Annotated in this window: 18 protein-coding genes; 9 read left to right on the forward strand and 9 right to left on the reverse strand. The window is 63.7% G+C overall.

Annotation, left to right across the window (positions count from 1 at the left end; genetic code table 11):
• Window positions 1–10 precede the first annotated feature (10 nt).
• The gene (locus QM685_RS09040) at window positions 11–1288 is read right to left on the reverse strand and encodes an MFS transporter (protein WP_415114909.1); all 1278 of its coding nucleotides are present in this window, start codon (window positions 1286–1288) and stop codon (window positions 11–13) included.
• A gap of 94 nt (window positions 1289–1382) precedes the next feature.
• Between QM685_RS09040 and QM685_RS09045 the strand changes: the two genes are divergently transcribed.
• Both QM685_RS09045 and QM685_RS09050 read left to right on the forward strand, forming a co-directional pair.
• Window positions 1383–2093, forward strand: a complete 711-nt coding sequence (locus QM685_RS09045) for a pseudouridine synthase (protein WP_415114911.1) — start codon at window positions 1383–1385, stop codon at window positions 2091–2093.
• A 169-nt stretch (window positions 2094–2262) separates the two neighbouring features.
• Window positions 2263–2451 carry a hypothetical protein gene (locus QM685_RS09050; protein ID WP_415114913.1) on the forward strand — a complete coding sequence of 63 codons (189 nt, stop codon included), beginning with the start codon at window positions 2263–2265 and terminating at the stop codon, window positions 2449–2451.
• A gap of 178 nt (window positions 2452–2629) precedes the next feature.
• Here the strand turns inward: QM685_RS09050 and QM685_RS09055 are convergent, their stop codons facing one another.
• Window positions 2630–3673, reverse strand: a complete 1044-nt coding sequence (locus QM685_RS09055; RefSeq protein WP_415114915.1) for an NAD-dependent epimerase/dehydratase family protein — start codon at window positions 3671–3673, stop codon at window positions 2630–2632.
• A 94-nt stretch (window positions 3674–3767) separates the two neighbouring features.
• On the opposite strand from QM685_RS09055, the gene QM685_RS09060 reads away from it, so the two are divergent.
• The 3 genes from QM685_RS09060 to QM685_RS09070 all read left to right on the forward strand — a co-directional run bounded on the left by QM685_RS09060 (window position 3768) and on the right by QM685_RS09070 (window position 6845).
• Window positions 3768–4799: a CDP-6-deoxy-delta-3,4-glucoseen reductase gene (locus QM685_RS09060; RefSeq protein ID WP_415114917.1), complete on the forward strand. Its 1032-nt coding sequence runs from the start codon at window positions 3768–3770 to the stop codon at window positions 4797–4799.
• A gap of 373 nt (window positions 4800–5172) precedes the next feature.
• A complete protein-coding gene (locus QM685_RS09065; protein WP_415114919.1) occupies window positions 5173–6357 on the forward strand; it encodes an acetylornithine transaminase in 1185 nt (394 codons plus the stop codon).
• A gap of 17 nt (window positions 6358–6374) precedes the next feature.
• On the forward strand, window positions 6375–6845 hold the full coding sequence (locus QM685_RS09070) for a GNAT family acetyltransferase (protein ID WP_415114921.1): 471 nt from the start codon (window positions 6375–6377) through the stop codon (window positions 6843–6845).
• Between the two features lie 74 nt (window positions 6846–6919).
• Here QM685_RS09070 and QM685_RS09075 read toward each other — a convergent pair whose 3' ends face one another.
• From QM685_RS09075 to QM685_RS09105, 7 genes are all read right to left on the reverse strand, one after another.
• Window positions 6920–7624: an ABC transporter ATP-binding protein gene (locus QM685_RS09075; RefSeq protein WP_415115385.1), complete on the reverse strand. Its 705-nt coding sequence runs from the start codon at window positions 7622–7624 to the stop codon at window positions 6920–6922.
• A 17-nt stretch (window positions 7625–7641) separates the two neighbouring features.
• Entirely contained in the window at window positions 7642–8442 is an 801-nt protein-coding gene (locus tag QM685_RS09080) for an ABC transporter ATP-binding protein (RefSeq protein ID WP_415114923.1), read from the reverse strand.
• A gap of 21 nt (window positions 8443–8463) precedes the next feature.
• On the reverse strand, window positions 8464–9633 hold the full coding sequence (locus QM685_RS09085; protein WP_415114925.1) for an ABC transporter permease subunit: 1170 nt from the start codon (window positions 9631–9633) through the stop codon (window positions 8464–8466).
• A 17-nt stretch (window positions 9634–9650) separates the two neighbouring features.
• Window positions 9651–10601, reverse strand: a complete 951-nt coding sequence (locus QM685_RS09090; RefSeq protein ID WP_415114927.1) for a branched-chain amino acid ABC transporter permease — start codon at window positions 10599–10601, stop codon at window positions 9651–9653.
• A gap of 229 nt (window positions 10602–10830) precedes the next feature.
• A complete protein-coding gene (locus QM685_RS09095) occupies window positions 10831–12036 on the reverse strand; it encodes a branched-chain amino acid ABC transporter substrate-binding protein (RefSeq protein ID WP_415114929.1) in 1206 nt (401 codons plus the stop codon).
• A gap of 548 nt (window positions 12037–12584) precedes the next feature.
• Complete coding sequence (gene ispH, locus QM685_RS09100; protein WP_415114931.1) at window positions 12585–13544, reverse strand: 4-hydroxy-3-methylbut-2-enyl diphosphate reductase; 960 nt, start codon at window positions 13542–13544, stop codon at window positions 12585–12587.
• 2 nt (window positions 13545–13546) lie between these two features.
• Complete coding sequence (locus tag QM685_RS09105) at window positions 13547–14002, reverse strand: FKBP-type peptidyl-prolyl cis-trans isomerase (RefSeq protein WP_062128641.1); 456 nt, start codon at window positions 14000–14002, stop codon at window positions 13547–13549.
• 280 nt (window positions 14003–14282) lie between these two features.
• Here QM685_RS09105 and radC point away from each other — a divergent pair, with 280 nt between their 5' ends.
• From radC to nadB, 4 genes are all read left to right on the forward strand, one after another.
• Window positions 14283–15149: a RadC family protein gene (gene radC, locus QM685_RS09110; protein ID WP_415115387.1), complete on the forward strand. Its 867-nt coding sequence runs from the start codon at window positions 14283–14285 to the stop codon at window positions 15147–15149.
• A gap of 196 nt (window positions 15150–15345) precedes the next feature.
• Window positions 15346–15579, forward strand: coding sequence for a 50S ribosomal protein L28 (rpmB, locus tag QM685_RS09115; protein WP_027198616.1), 234 nt, complete (start codon window positions 15346–15348; stop codon window positions 15577–15579).
• Window positions 15580–15589: 10 nt separating this feature from the next.
• Window positions 15590–15757, forward strand: a complete 168-nt coding sequence (rpmG, locus tag QM685_RS09120) for a 50S ribosomal protein L33 (RefSeq protein WP_008919555.1) — start codon at window positions 15590–15592, stop codon at window positions 15755–15757.
• 278 nt (window positions 15758–16035) lie between these two features.
• Window positions 16036–17634 carry an L-aspartate oxidase gene (nadB, locus tag QM685_RS09125; RefSeq protein ID WP_415114935.1) on the forward strand — a complete coding sequence of 533 codons (1599 nt, stop codon included), beginning with the start codon at window positions 16036–16038 and terminating at the stop codon, window positions 17632–17634.
• Window positions 17635–17681 lie beyond the last annotated feature (47 nt).

Genomic DNA, 17681 nt, shown 5'->3' on the forward strand with positions numbered 1-17681 from the left:
CGCGATGCCGTCAGCACGCGGCGGCGCCCTGGCCGGCGCCCTGCTCCGGGATGCGCATGAGCCGCGCGGCCGGCGACATGAAAATGATCAGCGCCTGCACGAGAAACGCGAGCGCCGCCGCGACGAGGCATGCATCGATGTTCCAGCGCGCGCTGAGCGCCGCGCCGAGCAACGCGCCGACCGGCCGCGCGCCGTAGGTGGCGGTGCTGATCAGCGCGGACACGCGGCCCATCATCCGTTCGGGCGTGATCGCCTGACGCAGCGTCGTCGAGCCGACGACCCACAGGATCGGCCCGGCGCCGAGCAAAAAGAAGCTCGCCAGCGCGAGCCAGAACGACGGCGCGACCAGGGTCGCCACCATCACGAGCGATGCGATCAGACCGCACGACGGCCCGATCACCAGCATGCGGCCGAACGCGAGGCGTCGCGCGATCGCGGGTGTGGCGAGCGCGCCGCACACCATGCCGACGCCGTACGCGCCGAGCGTCACGCCGACCGCCGACGCGCTGAGCCCCAACCGGTGCACCGCGTACGGCACATACACCGCCTGCAGGATGAAGAAGCCGAGGTTGAAGAACACCGCGGTCGCGAGCATCGGCAGCAGCAGCGGGTCGTGCAGCACGAAGCGCGTGCCGTCGCGCAACTCCAGCATGAAATGGCGCGGTGGCGTGGCCGCGCGCGGCGGCTCGCGCAGTCCCGCGAGCAACGCGACGGCCAGCGCCGACAATGCGGCCGCGCCGCCATACGCCCAGCCCGCGCCGATCCAGCCGACCAGCAAACCGCCCGCTGCCGGCCCCGCCGAATACGCGACGCTGCGCGCGAGCTCGAGCCGGCCGTTCGCATTCGCATAGGCTTCGCGCGGCACGATCGACGGCACCAGCGAGGGCGCCGCGACGTTGTAGGCCACCGTACCGGTCGCGGCGACGAAGCCGAGCGCGGCGAGCAGCGGCAGATTCAGCGTATGCGTGAGCACGAGCAGCAGCACGCCCAGCATCGCGCATACGCGCACGCTCTCGGCAAGCGTCATCAGCACGCGGCGCGAGCGGCGGTCGGCCCAGACGCCGAGCGGCATCGACAGCAGCAGGAACGGCAGCGTCTGCGCGGTTTGCAGCAGACCGGTATCGCGCGCACTCGCGCCGAGCGCGAACACCGCGACCAGCGGCGCGGCGGCGAGGCTGATCTGTTCGACCGACTGCGCGCACAGGTTCGACCAGGCAAGGCGCCGGAACGCGCCGGGCAATCGGGCCGCGGCGCAAGACGAGGATGACGGTGAAGGCATGACGGACATCGATGAACTCCCAGGATTCAACGTGAGGCGTTCATCGTCGACGCTCGGGTCTCGCGGGGCGCTCCGCTTCTTGCGGTGTTATTCTTCGCTCGCCATGAATCTCGAAAGCATTCTCTTTACTCAAGGTTTCGGTTCGCGCCGGCAATGCCGCGCGCTGATCGGCGATGCGCGCGTCACCATCGACGGCGCCACGTGCACCGATGCCGACGCCGATTTCCCCGTCGCCGACGGCACGTTTCGCTTTCATGTCGACGGCGTCGAATGGCCGTATCGCGAGCACGCGTATCTGCTGCTGAACAAGCCCGCCGGCTACGAATGCTCGCGCGATCCGCAGCATCATTCGAGCGTGTTCAGCCTGCTGCCGCCGCAGTTCGCCGAGCGCGGCGTGCAGTGCGTCGGCCGCCTCGACCAGGACACCACGGGTCTGCTGCTGCTCTCCGACGACGGCAAGTTCGTGCATCAGTTCACGTCGCCGAAACGCAAGGTGCCGAAGCTGTACGTCGCGACCACGCGCCATCCGCTCGACGACGCGCAACTGGGCGCCTTGCGCGCCGGCGTGCTGCTGCACGGAGAGACGAAGCCGAGCACCGCGCTCGACGTAGAGGCGCGCGCTACCCACACGCTCGCGCTGACCGTGCTCGAAGGCAAATACCACCAGGTCAAGCGGATGATCGCGGCCTCGGGCAACCGCTGTGAGGCGCTGCATCGCGAGCGGATCGGCGCACTCGCGTTGCCCGCGACGCTCGCCCCCGGCGCATGGCAATGGCTCGACGAAAGCGAGCTCGGCGCGCTACGGGGCGGGTAAACATGTACTGCGCCAGACGTCACCCCATAAGCCTTTGAAGCGCCGGGAAAAGCCCGCGCGCATTGCGGTGCATCGCACATAGCGCGTTGCGCCGCAGCATGCCGTTCCTCGCATGTCGCCCTATACTCGTTTAAACAAACGACTACAAAGATTTTCAAGGAGGGGCGCCATGCACATCGACGGCACGATCGCGATCTCGCAGGCGATGATTGCGTTTATCTGTTTTGCTCTGCTGCTGGTCGGCGGATCGTTGATCATCATGCGGCTGCGGCACAAGTATCATCCGAACCTGATCGGCGCCTTGATTGGCGGGATGCTGTGTTTCCTGCTGCTGGAAGTGCTGCCGGCACTGACCTGACACGGCCGGCACGGATGAACCACGCCACGATGCAGGCGCGCGCGGTCCATTGATGCGGCGCGGCGGATACGCGTTTTTGCGGGGCAGCGATGTCTCGGCATGCGGGGTTTTTTCGCCGCTGTTTTGGCCGCTTCCGCCTGACTGATCCGCCGCCGCGCGCGCCCCCTGTTTCGACGGGCTAGCCGCCCGCCTTTACGACCTCGCTCAGGAAATCCCCCACGCTCGGATAGCGCAAACGCACGCGCAACTCCTCCTTGAGACGCCGGTTCACGAGCCGCCGCGATTCGCGCATGAAGGACAGCAACATCGGATCGATCTGCGCCTGCGCCTGCGCGCGGGTGATGCGCGGCGCCCGCGCGAGGCCGAACGCATCGGCGACCGCGTCGAAGTACTCGCCCATCTTCAGCGACGAATCGTCGGACGCATGGAACGCGCGCGCGGGCCGGCCGTGGGTCGCGAGGCGCACGAGGATCGCGGCGAGATCGTCCGCGTGGATGTGATTCGTGTAGACGTCGTCGGCATCGATCAGCGCGGGCGTGCCCCGTTCGAGCCGCGCGAGCGGCAGGCGGTTGCACGCATAGATGCCCGGAATCCGCGCGATGCTCGCGCGCACGCTGCCGCGCGCGGTTGCCCGCCGCAATTGCCATTCCGCTGATACGCGCCGTTTCGCGCGCGCATTGGCCGGCCGCGTCGCGCGCGTTTCGTCGATCCACGCGCCGCCGCAGTCGCCGTAGACCCCCGTCGTACTGGCATAGACGATGCGCACCGGCGCGCGCGAAGCGGCGGTGCGGCGCACCCTGTCGGGTACAATACCGGCTGTTTCAGCGTCCAGATATGAAGCGCGGGCGCGGCGCATTCGAGCGACCGGCGCAACGGGCTGCGCCGCTGCGAAAACGGCCATTCGACCTCTCGCGACACTCGCCGCGCCGAGTGCCGCGAGCAGCGCGCGGGTGCGCCGGTCGTCGTCGCCGGACTTCTGCGGCGGAGCGAGATGCAGCACCGTCGGCGCGAGACCCGCAAGCCGCCTGAGGCTGCGCCGCTCGTCGAGATCGCCGACCAGCGGCGTCACGCCCGCGGCGCGCAGCTCGGCACAACGCCCGGCATGGCTCGTCAATGCGAAGAGATGCGCGCGCGGCCGCAACAGAGGCACGCAGCGCATGCCGACGTCGCCGCATCCTACGATCAGCACGCGCGGGCGGCGGAAGTTTCGTGTCGCTTTCATGGTGGACGCATTGTAGCCGTCACACGCAACAGGTACCGCGCGGTCAATCCGGCGGATCCGATAACGATTCCGACTTTTCGATTCCGAACACTCTATGGCATTTAACGTCACGCTCCGGCAAAGCGGCCGGCAGTTTCAGGTAGAACAGGACGAACCGGTGCTCTCCGCCGCCCTGCGTCAAGGCATCGGCCTGCCGTACGGCTGCAAGAACGGCGCGTGCGGTTCGTGCAAGGGCACCGTCGTGAGCGGCCAGGTCGAACAGCGCGCGCATTCGTCGTCGGCGCTGTCGAACGACGAAAAGACGCGCGGCATGGCGCTGCTGTGCTGCGCGAGCGCGTGCTCCGATCTCGAGGTGGACATCCGCGAAGTGGCCGGCGTCGGCGACGTGCAGGTCAAGAAACTGCCGTGCCGGGTAAGCTCGATCGAGCGCCGCGCCGACGACGTGATCGTCGTGAAGCTGCAACTGCCCGCCAACGAACGTCTGCAATATCTGGCCGGCCAGTACCTCGAATTCATTCTGAAAGACGGCAAGCGCCGCAGCTATTCGATGGCGAACGCGCCGCACGTGGAAGGTCCGATCGAGCTGCATATCCGCCATATGCCCGGCGGCGCCTTCACCGACCACGTATTCACCACGATGAAGGAGCGCGACATCCTGCGCTTCGAAGCGCCGCTCGGCACGTTCTTCCTGCGCGAGGATTCGGACAAGCCGATCGTACTGCTCGCGTCGGGTACGGGCTTCGCGCCGCTGAAGGCGATCGTCGAGCATGCGGTGTTCAAGAACACCTCGCGGCCGATGACGCTCTACTGGGGCGCGCGCCGCAAGAAAGACCTGTATCTGCTCGAACTCGCCGAGCAATGGGCGCGTGAGATTCCGAACTTCAAATTCGTGCCGGTGCTCTCCGAGCCCGACGCGAGCGACGCATGGACCGGCCGCACGGGCTTCGTGCATCGCGCGGTGATCGAGGATCTGCCCGATCTGTCGGGCTACCAGGTGTATGCGTGCGGCGCGCCGGTCATGGTCGAGTCGGCGCTGCGCGATTTCACCCAGCATCATGGCCTGCCCGAAGACGAGTTTTACGCGGACTCGTTCACGAGCGCGGCCGATCTCGCGAACGCGGTCTGATCCTGCCCGCGCGAACGGCCTGCGTGAAAGCGTGCGGGCCGTTCCGCCTGAACATGTCAGCAGCGAGGCAGCGCAAAAAAATATGCGTCGAAGCAGCATCGCTGCAAATTCATGGTTTACACCGGCGCTTTCCTTGTCGTATTCTTTCGCGCATGAACCGCATCCAGTCCGAACTCCGACGTCGCCGCTCGCCGCTCCCTTAGGGACGCCGCTGGCTTCGTCACGGATTCGCGCCGCGCAAGGCGCAAGCTGTTCGAATCATGAAAGCCACGGCATGCCGTGGCTTTTCTGTTTTTCCGGCCGCCTTTTTTATGGGCCAACCCGTCACTGATCCTTCACCCTGCTTTTACCCTTTTGCCTGGAGCCTGCCGTCATGAATTTCAATGAGTATCCGATCGAGTCGCTGATGTACATCACGAACCGGCCCGAAATCGTTTTCACGCACGGCAAGGGCTCGTGGATTTACGACAATAACGGCAAGCGCTATCTGGATTTCATTCAGGGCTGGGCGGTCAACAGTCTCGGCCACTGCAACGACGGCATGATCGAGGCACTGAACACGCAGGCGAAGCTGCTGCTCAACCCGTCGCCCGCGTTCTACAACGAGCCGATGGCGAAGCTCGCCGGCCTGCTCACGCAACACAGTTGCTTCGACAAGGTGTTCTTCGCGAACAGCGGCGCCGAAGCGAACGAAGGCGCGATCAAGCTCGCGCGCAAGTGGGGCAGGAAGTTCAAGGACGGCGCTTTCGAGATCATCACGTTCGATCACAGCTTCCACGGCCGCACGCTCGCGACGATGTCGGCCAGCGGCAAGCCGGGCTGGGACACGATCTACGCGCCGCAGGTGGCGGGTTTTCCGAAGGCGGACCTGAACGACATCGCGTCGGTGGAAAAGCTGATCAACGCGAAAACCGTTGCCGTGATGCTCGAACCGATTCAGGGCGAAGGCGGCGTGATTCCGGCGTCGCGCGAATTCATGCGGCAGCTTCGCGAACTGACGAAGAAGCACAACCTGCTGCTGATCGTCGATGAAGTGCAAAGCGGTTGCGGCCGCGCGGGCACGCTGTTCGCGTATCAGCTGTCGGGCATCGAGCCGGACATCATGACGCTCGGCAAGGGTATCGGCGGCGGCGTGCCGCTCGCGGCGCTGCTCTCGAAGGCCGAAATCGCGGTGTTCGAAGCGGGCGACCAGGGCGGCACCTACAACGGCAATCCGCTGATGACCGCGGTCGGCTACTCGGTGATCTCGCAATTGACGGCGCCCGGCTTCCTCGAAGGCGTGGCCGCGCGCGGCGAATATCTGCGCGCGAAGCTGCTCGAGCTGTCGGAAGAGCGCGGCTTCAAGGGCGAGCGCGGCGAAGGTCTGCTGCGCGCGCTGCTGCTCGGCAAGGACATCGGCAACCAGATCGTCGAGAAGGCGCGCGAGATGCAACCGGACGGTCTGCTGCTGAACGCGGCGCGCCCGAATCTGCTGCGTTTCATGCCGGCGTTGAACGTGACGAACGAAGAGATCGACCAGATGCTGGCGATGCTCCGTTCGGTGCTCGACTCGCTGTAATCAAAGGGAGCGTGCCGATGACGACGCACACGACGCTTTCGATCCGCCGCTTCGACGCGAGCGACACCGATGCCGTGATCGCGCTGTGGCAGCAGGCCTTTCCCGAGTACCGGGACGTGACGAGACCGCAGCGCAATCCGCGTCTGTCGATCGCGAACAAGCTCGCGACGCAGCCCGAGCTGTTCTTCGTCGCGGTGCTCGACGGACGTCTCGTCGGCACCGTGATGGGCGGCTACGATGGGCACCGCGGCTGGCTGTATTCGCTCGCGGTCGATGAAGCGGTGCGGCGTCATGGCATCGGCACGCGGCTCGTCGCGCACGTCGAAAACGCGTTGACCGCGCTGGGCTGTCCGAAGCTGAATCTGCAGGTGCTGTCCGCGAAGTCCGACATTCGGGCGTTTTACGAGGCGCTCGGTTATCGCGCCGATGCGGTGATCAGCCTCGGCAAACGGCTCGGCGAATTCGCGGATGCGGTGCCGGCTGGCTGAAGATTCGAACGCCTCAATGGAAAAAGGCCGCATGCGACAAACGCATACGGCCTTTTTTTCATCGATTCATCCGCTCACTCACCGAGATAAGCAGCCCGCACCTTCGGATCGTCGAGCATCTGCTTCGCGTCGCCGGACATCGTGATCAGACCCGAGTCCATCACGTAGCCGCGGTTCGCCGCCTGCAGCGCGAGACGCGCGTTCTGCTCGACCAGCAGCACCGTCATGCCTTCGGACGAAATCGAGCGCACCACTTCGAAGATCTTCTCGACCATGATCGGCGACAGACCCATCGACGGTTCGTCCAGCAGCAGCAGTTTCGGGCGCGAGATGATCGCGCGCGCCATCGCCAGCATCTGCTGTTCGCCGCCCGACAGCGTGCCCGCGAACTGCGTGGCCCGTTCCTTCAGGCGCGGGAAGAAGCCGAACATGCGCTCGACGTCCGCCTTGATCGCCTCCGTGTCGTTACGCAGATACGCGCCCATCTGCATGTTCTCGACGATCGACATGCGCGCGAAGATGCCGCGGCCTTCCGGCACCATCGCGAGACCGCGCTTGAGCAGCTCGTGCGCGGGCAGCCCCTTGATCGACTGGCCCATGTATTCGATATCACCCGCGGAGTACGCCTTCAGCCCCGTGATCGCCTTCATCGTCGTGGTCTTGCCCGCGCCGTTCGCGCCGATCAGCGTGACCAGTTCGCCCTGCCCGACCTCGAGGTCGATACCCTTGACTGCCTGGATGCCGCCGTAGTTGACCTGCAGGCCCTTGATTTTCAACATTGCTTGCGTCGTGGACATCAGTGGACTCCCGCACCCAGATAAGCTTCGATCACCTTCGGATCCTTCTGCACGTCCTGCGGCAGACCCTGCGCAATCACCTTGCCGTAGTCGAGCACCGTCATCTGGTTGCACAGACCCATCACCAGCTTCACGTCGTGCTCGATCAGCAGGATCGTCCTGCCGTCCGTACGGATCTTGTCGAGCAGCCTGGTCAGCTCGACCTTCTCGGTCGCGTTCATGCCGGCGGCCGGTTCGTCGAGCGCGAGCAGCTTCGGATCGGTTGCCAGCGCACGCGCGATTTCCAGCCGACGCTGGTGGCCATAAGACAGGTTGCGCGACGTGTAGTCCGCGTACTGCGCGATGCCGACGTAGTCGAGCAGTTCGATCGCGCGCTCCTTGATCTCGCGCTCTTCCTTGCGCTCGGACGGCGTCTGGAACACCGCGCCGAGCAGGCCGTGCTTCGTGCGCACGTGACGGCCGACCATCACGTTCTCGAGCGCGGTCATGCCGCCGAACAGACGGATGTTCTGGAACGTACGGGCGATGCCCGCCTTCGCGACCTGGTACACCGCGGTCGGCGTGTAGTTCTCGCCGTCGAGCTTGAATTCGCCCGAATCCGGCGTATACAGGCCGGTAATCACGTTGAAGAAGGTCGTCTTGCCGGCGCCGTTCGGGCCGATCAGGCCGTAGATCTGGCCGGCCTTGATCTCCAGCCCGACGTCCGACAGCGCCTGCAGGCCGCCGAAGCGTTTGTTCACGCCCTTCACCGACAGGCGGATCTGACCGTTGCCCGCGTTGTTGCTTACGTTATCGCTCATGTCTTTTTCTCCCTGCGTGCTTCAGGCGCGCGCCGGCTTCTTGCCGCTGCGCTTCGCCAGCTTCGCGATCTTGTCTTCGTGCTTCGGCGCGGGCCACAGGCCTTCCGAGCGATACAGCATGATCACGACCATCGCGAGACCGTACAGCAACTGACGGATCACTTCGGTGTCGACGATTTCATGGCCGAAGATCATGTTCTGCAACGGACCCATCGTCGAGCGCAGGAATTCAGGGAACACCGCCAGCAGCACCGCGCCGAGGATCACGCCTGGGATGTGTCCCATGCCGCCGAGCACCACGCACGCGAGCACCACGACCGATTCCCAGAACGTGAACGATTCAGGCGACACGAAGCCCTGGAACGCACCGAACATCGCGCCCGACAGACCGCCGAACGACGCGCCCATCGCGAACGCGAGCAGCTTCACGTTACGGGTGTTGATGCCCATCGCCTTCGCGGCAATTTCGTCTTCGCGGATCGCGGCCCATGCGCGGCCGATACGCGAATGCTGCAGACGCGTACATACCCAGATCACGAACAGCGCGCACAGCACGAACAGGTAGTAATACGAGTACACCGACGGGAACTGGAAGCCGAACAGCGAGTGCGTCTGCGCGAGGCTGAAGCCGCCGACCTGCACCGGATCGATGCCGGTGATCCCCTTCGGGCCGTTGGTGATGTTCACCGGACGGTCGAGGTTGTTCATGAAGATCCGCACGATTTCCCCGAAGCCGAGGGTCACGATCGCCAGATAGTCGCCACGCAAACGCAGCGTCGGCGCGCCGAGCAGAATCCCGAAGACCGCCGCGAGCGCCATCGCGATCGGCACGATGATCCAGATCGGCGTGTGCAGGCCGTTCGGCGCGAGATGCGCGATCCAGTCGAACTGCGTGGTCAGGTGCGGCGAGCTCAGCAGCGCTGCCGTGTAAGCGCCGATCGCGTAGAACGCGATGTAGCCCAGATCGAGCAGGCCGGCGAAGCCGACCACCACATTGAGGCCGAGTGCCAGCATCACGTACAGCATCGCGAAGTCGAGCACGCGGACCCAGTAGTTGCCGCCCGCCGTGCCGATGATGATCGGCGCCGCGATCACGAGGATGGCCGTGACGATGCCGACAGCCAGCGTCTTCGTCAGGTTCTTTTCGGGGATGAGCGTCGTGGACGGCTCGATCGGTTGAATTGAGGTCATGTTTATTTCTCCCGAGGTCAGGCGCGATCCGCCACGCGTTCGCCGAGCAGACCCGACGGACGGAACACCAGCACGACGATCAGCACGATGAATGCGAACACGTCCTGATAGTTACTGCCGAACACCCCTCCCGTCAGGTTGCCGATATAGCCGGCGCCCAACTGTTCGATGAGGCCGAGCAGCACGCCGCCCACCATCGCGCCGCCGAGATTGCCGATACCGCCGAGCACCGCCGCGGTAAAGGCCTTCAGGCCGGGGATGAAGCCCATGTAGAAGTGCGCGTTGCCGTATTCGGACGCGATCATCACACCGGCGAGCGCGGCGAGCGCGGAGCCGATCATGAAGGTCGCCGAAATCACGAAGTTCGGGCTCACGCCCATCAGGCTCGCGACGTTCGGGTTCTCGGCGATCGCGCGCATCGCACGGCCGAGTTTGGTCTTGTGCACGAGCAGCAGCAGACCGGCCATCACGACGAAAGCGACGACGATGATCACGATTTCGGTCATCGAGATCACGGCGCCGGGCGTCGTGTCGGTGGCCTTGATCACGTTGATCGGATCGGTCGGCAGCAACTGCGGGAACGGCAGCGGATTGCGCGACCAGATCATCATCGCGAGCGTCTGCAGCAGGATCGACACACCGATCGCGGTGATCAGCGGCGCGAGTCGCGGCGCCCGGCGCAATGGCCGGTAGGCCACGCGCTCGATCGTGTAGCCGACCACCGAGCAAACCGCCGCTGCGATGATCAACGCGATGACGAGCGTCAGCACGTTGCCGAGGCCGGGAAAGTGGTTCTGCAGCACACCTATGGCGGAGAGCGCGACCATCGCGCCCACCATCAACACATCGCCGTGAGCGAAGTTGATGATGCCCAGAATGCCGTAAACCATCGTATAGCCCAGTGCGATGATGGCGTAGACACTGCCAAGCACCAGTCCATTCAGGATCTGCTGGATGAAGATATCCATTTAATGCTCCTTAGCCCGTGCGGCTGGATTCTCGTTCTTCATCGGCCGGTAGGCGGTGATGCGCTACGGAATCTCAACGGCACTGCGGGTACTGATATAAAAGACCGGTAAGGGTTATCCGCCGCCGGTTTGCCCTGACGACCGTGATACGGTCGCGGGCTCGCCATGAGCGGATGCAAAAACGGCACCGTTGGATGGTGTCGGTGCCGTCAGGCTCAACTTCCCGTCATCACATCTTGACGACGTCGAGAACTGCTTTCTTGCCGTCCTTGAAGTCGTAAAGCGTAATGGCGCCCTCTTTCAAATCACCCTTGTCGTCGAACGCGATGTGGCCGATTACCCCGTTGTAATCGGTCGAAGGCATCGCAGCCAGCACCTTGGGCGCCTCGATCGAATTAGCGCGCTTCATTGCATCGACGATCACGTACACAGCGTCATACGTGAACGGCGCGTAAATCTGCACCGGTGTGTGGAAACGGTCCTCGTACTTCTTTTCGAAGTCCGCTCCCTTGTCCATCTTCGAAAGCGCAAGTCCCGCCTCCGAACAGACCAGGTTTTGCACGGCGGTTCCCGCCAGCTCACCTACCTTGTCGGTACACACACCGTCGCCGCCAAGGATTTTTGCCCTGATACCGAGCGCCGCCGCCTGCTTCGTAAACGGCCCGCCCGTCGCGTCCATACCGCCGAACATGATTGCGTCCGGCTGAACACTCTTGATCTTCGTGAGGATGGCCCGGAAATCCGTGGCCTTGTCGTTCGTCGCCTCCCGCGCGACGATCTTCGCTCCGCCTGCCTCCGCGGTCTTCACGAACTCGTCCGCGAGACCCTTGCCGTAGGCGGTCGCATCGTCCACTACCGCGATGCGTCTGGCGCCCAACGCCTTCGTGGCGTAGTTAGCAAGCGCCGGACCCTGTTGCGCGTCGGTGGCGACCACGCGGTAGGTCGTCTTGAACCCCTGCTGCGTGTACGCCGGATTCGTCGACGACGGCGAGATCTGCACGATGCTCGCGTCGCTATAAATCTTCGACGCCGGAATCGATACCCCGGAGTTGAGGTGCCCGACCACCGCGACCACGTGGTCGTCCACCAGCTTCTGCGCGACGGCGGTGCCCGTTTTCGGGTCCGCCGCATCGTCCTGCGCGTCGAGCTCCAGCTGGATCTTGTGACCGTCGATCGTCAGACCCTGCGCATTGATTTCCTCGACCGCGAGGCGCGCCCCATTTTCGTTGTCCTTGCCCAGATGCGCGATGCCGCCCGTCAACGGAGCCGCATGACCGATCTTCACGATCGTCACTTCACTCGCGGATGCTACCGCCGCAGCCGTTGCCGCCGATGCGCCCGCTCCCGCTTCGCCATCCTGTTGTTTCTTGCCGCACGCAGTCAGCATCGCAACCGCGGCCGCGATGGACACGGCGTAAGCAAATTTGACTCGCATCAAGTAAGGTCTCCCGCGCCTTGCAAAATCCACTGTTCAGGACCTTAAGGCCTTGAGAACGCGCGCATTGTAACTCCAATTATGCGGCTGGCAATATTGTTGAACCGGCAGGGTTTTCCTGCATTGCAACCTTATTTTGAGAGCAAAATCGGCGAAAAAGCGCAACCCGGTTGCGATTCTTTTCCGTGCATCAGTTGCACCACCGTCGAGCCCGCTGGCATCAAGTGTTGCGGGCGGCTCGGGGCGAATGCCGGATGCACCGGGCCTCGCGTCGGTATGAGCTTTTAGCGCGCATTAGACAAAGCGCACTAATTCAGTGCATGGTTAATTCGCGCGAGCCCGTCCTATGAGTTTAAAACGGGGACGCATCGATAGAAAATCAATAAAATACCTGATCACCATGCGAATTAGTTTGTGCGCAAAACCACCGAAATTAACAAATTCTGTCAATCCGGTACTTATTTATGACATAGCTCGCCGGCTCAGGGAGCATAAAAAAAGCGCACTCTCGGGTGCGCTTTTCTCTTTTCTTTCCGTGTGGCGAATGGTCAGGCGGGCAGCCCCAAGCCGCGCGGCAGCGGAAACGCGATGTTTTCCTCGATGCCGTCGAGCGCGCGCACATTGCGCACGCCGAGCTCGCGCAAGCGCGCGATCACCGCCTGGGCCAGCACTTCCGGCGCCGACGCGCCGGCCGTCACGCCGATGCGGCGCTTGCCTTCGACCCAGACCGGATCGATCTGATCAGGTGAATCGACCATATAGGCCGGCACGCCGAGTTTTTCGGCGAGCTCGCGCAAGCGGTTGGAGTTCGAGCTGTTCGGGCTGCCGACGACGATCACGACATCGCACTGCGGCGCCATGAACTTCACGGCATCCTGGCGATTCTGCGTCGCGTAGCAGATGTCCTGCTTCTTCGGCTCGCGGATGGACGGATATTTGGCCTTCAGCGCACCGATGATTTCGGCGGCGTCGTCGACCGACAGCGTGGTTTGCGTAACGAACGCGATGCGCTCGGGATCGGCCAGTTGCAACGCCTGCACGTCTTCGATGTCTTCGACGAGATGCATGCCTTCGCCCGCCTGGCCCATCGTCCCTTCGACTTCCGGGTGGCCCTTGTGGCCGATCATCACGATGTCGAAACCGTCCTGGCGCATCTTCGCGACTTCGATGTGCACCTTGGTCACGAGCGGACAGGTCGCGTCGTACACCCGCAGCCCGCGTGATTCCGCCTCCGCGCGCACGGCCTTCGACACACCGTGCGCGCTGAAGATGACCGTGTTGCCCGAGGGCACTTCCTCGAGCCGCTCGATGAAGATCGCCCCCTTCTTGCGCAGATCTTCGACCACATAGGCGTTATGGACGATTTCGTGGCGCACGTAGATCGGCGAGCCGTGCAGCTTGATGGCCCGTTCGACGATCTCGATCGCCCGGTCGACGCCAGCGCAGAATCCGCGTGGCTGAGCCAGCAGGATCTCCGCTTCGGCGAGAGTCGTATCCGTGATGCTCATGTTTACAGAATCCCGATGATTTTCACTTCGAACGCCAGCGCCTGGCCGGCAAGCGGGTGGTTGAAATCGAACAGGGCCGACGTTTCACCGACTTCCTTCAGCACGCCGGCGTAGCGCCCGCCGCCCGGCGCGTTGAATTCGACCAGGTCACCCGGGGAAAAATCCTCGCCGATCATGCTGTTTTCCCGCAGCGTGGCGAGGGACACGCGCTGGATCAGGTCCGGATTACGCGGACCGAATGCCTGCCCCGGGGCTAGCTGAAAGGTCGAATGGTGGCCCACCTTCAAACCCAGCAAAATATCTTCCAGCGGCGGCGCCAGTTGACCGGCGCCGAGCAGCAGCGTGGCCGGCTTGTCATTAAACGTGTTGATCACTTCGGCGCCATCGGCAAGGGAAAGCCGGTAATGCAGCGTGACGTGTGAACCGGGTTTCACCTCGGAAATGTCGATGATGCTCATGCAATGCTCGCTCTGTCGTTGCGCGCTGCACGCGTGCGCCACGGGCAGTCTACGCGTGTGGCAAACCGTCGGGTGCCGTGCGCAAAGCGTTTATTGTAAGCCACCTAGCGGGCGACGGTTCGAGTCCGTCGCGCGCAACGGAGGCGCGTTACACCGCGCGCCGCCATCCAAAGCGGAGGATTCTATATATATGGCTGATTTCGCCAGCACAATCGACGACACATCTGCGCCAGAGGCCCGGACGAGGCCGGAAACCCGTATCCGGGCCGACGCAGCGGCTATGGGACCTGTAACGGCTGGGGCTGCTGGGGCTGTCAGGCCGTCCAGAACTACAGGACTCGCCAGATCGGCCAAAGCGGCCAAGGCAGCCGCGGCCAAGCCGCGAGCCCAGCCGCGGCTCCTGCACGGCAAGTGGCTCAAGCGCGACATGCCGCGCGAGCGGCTGATCAATCAGGGCGCCCATGTACTGTCGGATACCGAAATGATCGCGCTGGTGCTCGGCTCCGGCTTGCCCGGTCACGATGTGTTCAGCGTCGCACGCGCGCTGCTGGATCGCTTCGGCTCGCTGCGCGCGATGCTCGATGCGACCTACATGGATTTCGACGGCATCCGCGGCATCGGCCCGGCGAAAAAGGCGCAGTTGCTCGCGATCATGGAAATGGCGCGCCGCTCGCTCGTCGACAAGATGCGCAAGCGCCAATTGATGAATTCGCCCGAAGCGGTCGAAAATTACCTGCGTTTGCGGATCGGCGGACAACCGCAGGAGGTGTTCGTGTCGCTGTTTCTCGACGCGCGGCATCGGCTGATCCGCTGTGAGGAAAACGCGCGTGGCTCGCTCACGCGCATGGCCGTATATCCGCGCGAGATCGTGCGCCGCGCGCTTGCCGCGAATGCGGCGAACCTCATCGTTGCGCACAATCACCCGTCCGGTGCCGTGCAGCCGAGCGCGAGCGACTGCCGCCTGACGCAGACGTTACGCGACGCGCTCGCGCTGGTCGACGTGCAGTTGATCGATCACCTGGTGATCGGCGCGGACAGCGTATACTCGTTCGCCCGCGCCGGCTGGCCGGGGCTCGCGTGCAAACCGGGAGAGCCCCTGGAACCGGGAGGCTCCCCGCGTGGCGCGCATGGCCGGCGTCACAAATAAGGTTTGATTTTGCGGCTTTTTTTCTGCTAGAATCCCGGTTTGCCTATTTCCAACCCCCTGTTCCGAAGCCACCAAGGCGTTCCGCAAAGGTCGGGCGGCTGTAGTAGCGAGTTTCTCGACTCCCACTTCAGCGCGGCTCTTTCCGGGAAACTTTCACGGCGTTCGAACTCAGAATTAGCGTATTAGGAGTGCTCTCATGGCACGCGTATGCCAAGTAACTGGGAAAGCGCCGATGAGCGGCAACAACGTTTCCCACGCGAACAACAAGACCAAGCGCCGGTTCCTGCCGAACCTGCAAAACCGCCGTATCTGGGTGGAAAGCGAAAACCGCTGGGTGCGTCTGCGCATTTCGAACGCCGGCCTGCGCCTGATCGACAAGAACGGTATCGACGCTGTGCTCGCAGACCTGCGCGCACGCGGTGAAGCCTAAGGAGTAAATCATGGCGAAAGGCGCACGCGACAAGATCAAGCTGGAGTCGACCGCTGGCACGGGTCACTTCTATACGACGACGAAGAACAAACGCAACATGCCGGAAAAGATGCTGATCAAGAAATTTGATCCGGTCATCCGCAAGCACGTTGACTACAAGGAAACCAAGATCAAATAATCTTGGGTCCTCGAGCCTGACGAAGGCAGAAGACAAGCAAAAAGCCTCGCCATCCGTGCGAGGCTTTTTTGTTTTTGGGCACACCTGGCGACAGCAGCGCCGCACCGCCTGTTTGGCGTCACCTTCGCCACCGCAATTCGTCCGCGCCTTATCCGCGCAAACCGCCCTCTTCCGTTCGGCCAGCTTTCGTTCGTCCGCCGCGACGCGTATCCTTTGTCGTTTCGGCGGCGCGCGGCTCGCGCGCCGTCATCGCAAAACGAAAGACGGAGATGTGGGCAATGGAATTCGATGTGGCGATTGTCGGTAGCGGTCTCGCTGGTTTGAGCGTCGCGCTCAATCTCGCGCAAACTCGGCGGGTTGCGGTGATCGCCAAGCGCTCCTTGACCGAAGGCGCGAGCGACTGGGCGCAAGGCGGCATCGCCGCAGTACTCGATTCCGCGGACAGCATCGACGATCACGTACGCGACACGCTGATCGCGGGCGGGGGTCTATGCGACGAAGCGGCGACGCGCTTCATCGTCGAACACGGGCGCGCCGCGATCGAATGGCTGATCGAACAGGGCGTGCCGTTCACGAAAGACGACGCCGCCGAACTCGGTTTCCATCTGACGCGCGAAGGCGGCCACAGCCATCGCCGGATCATTCACGCAGCCGATGCGACGGGCCACGCGGTCGTCGCCACGCTCAACGAAAAGGTGCGCCGCCACCCGAACATCACGCTGTTCGAAGACCACCACGCAATCGACCTGATCACGTCCGAGCGTCTCGGCCTGCCCGGCCGCCGTTGCCACGGCCTGTATGCGCTCGACCTGCAAAGCGGCCGTACCGTGACGATCGAAGCACCGCATACGGTGCTCGCGACCGGCGGTGCCGGCAAGGTCTATCTGTACACGACCAACCCCGATACCGCGACCGGCGACGGTATCGCGATGGCATGGCGCGCCGGCTGCCGCGTGTCGAACATGGAATTCATCCAGTTCCATCCGACCTGCCTGTTCCATCCGTACGCGAAGTCATTTCTGATTTCGGAAGCGGTACGCGGCGAAGGCGGCATCCTGAAGCTGCCGGACGGCACGCGCTTCATGCCGAATCACGACGAACGCGCGGAGCTCGCGCCACGCGATATCGTCGCGCGCGCAATCGACTTCGAGATCAAGAAGCGCGGCATCGATTGCGTGTATCTCGACATCAGTCATCAGCCGGCCGAATTCCTGCATGAGCACTTCCCGACGATTCTGGCCCGCTGCCTCGAATTCGGCATCGACATCACCAAAGAACCGATTCCGGTCGTACCCGCCGCGCACTACACCTGCGGCGGCGTCGTCACCGATCTCGCGGGCCGCACCGATCTGGCGGGCCTCTATGCTGTCGGCGAGACGTCCTGCACCGGTCTGCACGGCGCAAACCGGCTCGCGAGCAACTCGCTGCTCGAGTGTCTCGTGATCGGCCGCTCCGCTGCGCAGGCAATCGAGGCGGAAGGCTTCAGCGCCGCCATCCATGCACCGCTGCCGGCCTGGGACGAAAGCCGCGTGTCCGATCCGGACGAGGAAGTCGTGGTCGCGCACAATTGGGACGAGCTGCGCCGGCTGATGTGGAATTACGTCGGCATCGTGCGTACCGACAAGCGGCTCGAGCGCGCAAAGCATCGACTTGCGTTGCTGCGCGACGAGATCCATGAGTACTACGCAAACTTCAAGGTGAGCCGCGATTTGCTGGAGCTGCGCAACCTGGTCGACGTGGCATCGCTGATCGTCGAAGGCGCGCGCTCGCGGCGCGAAAGCCGAGGCCTGCATTTCAGCCGAGATTGGCCCGCCACGTTGCCGAAGGCGCTGCCGAGCGTGCTGTCGCCGGAGTATGTGCGCAAGCCTAACGCCTGACCGGTCCCGATTGGCAAGCGTCAAAACGAAAAGGCCATTGCTGGAAT

This window comes from Paraburkholderia sp., assembly GCF_047605525.1.
GTDB lineage: Bacteria > Pseudomonadota > Gammaproteobacteria > Burkholderiales > Burkholderiaceae > Paraburkholderia.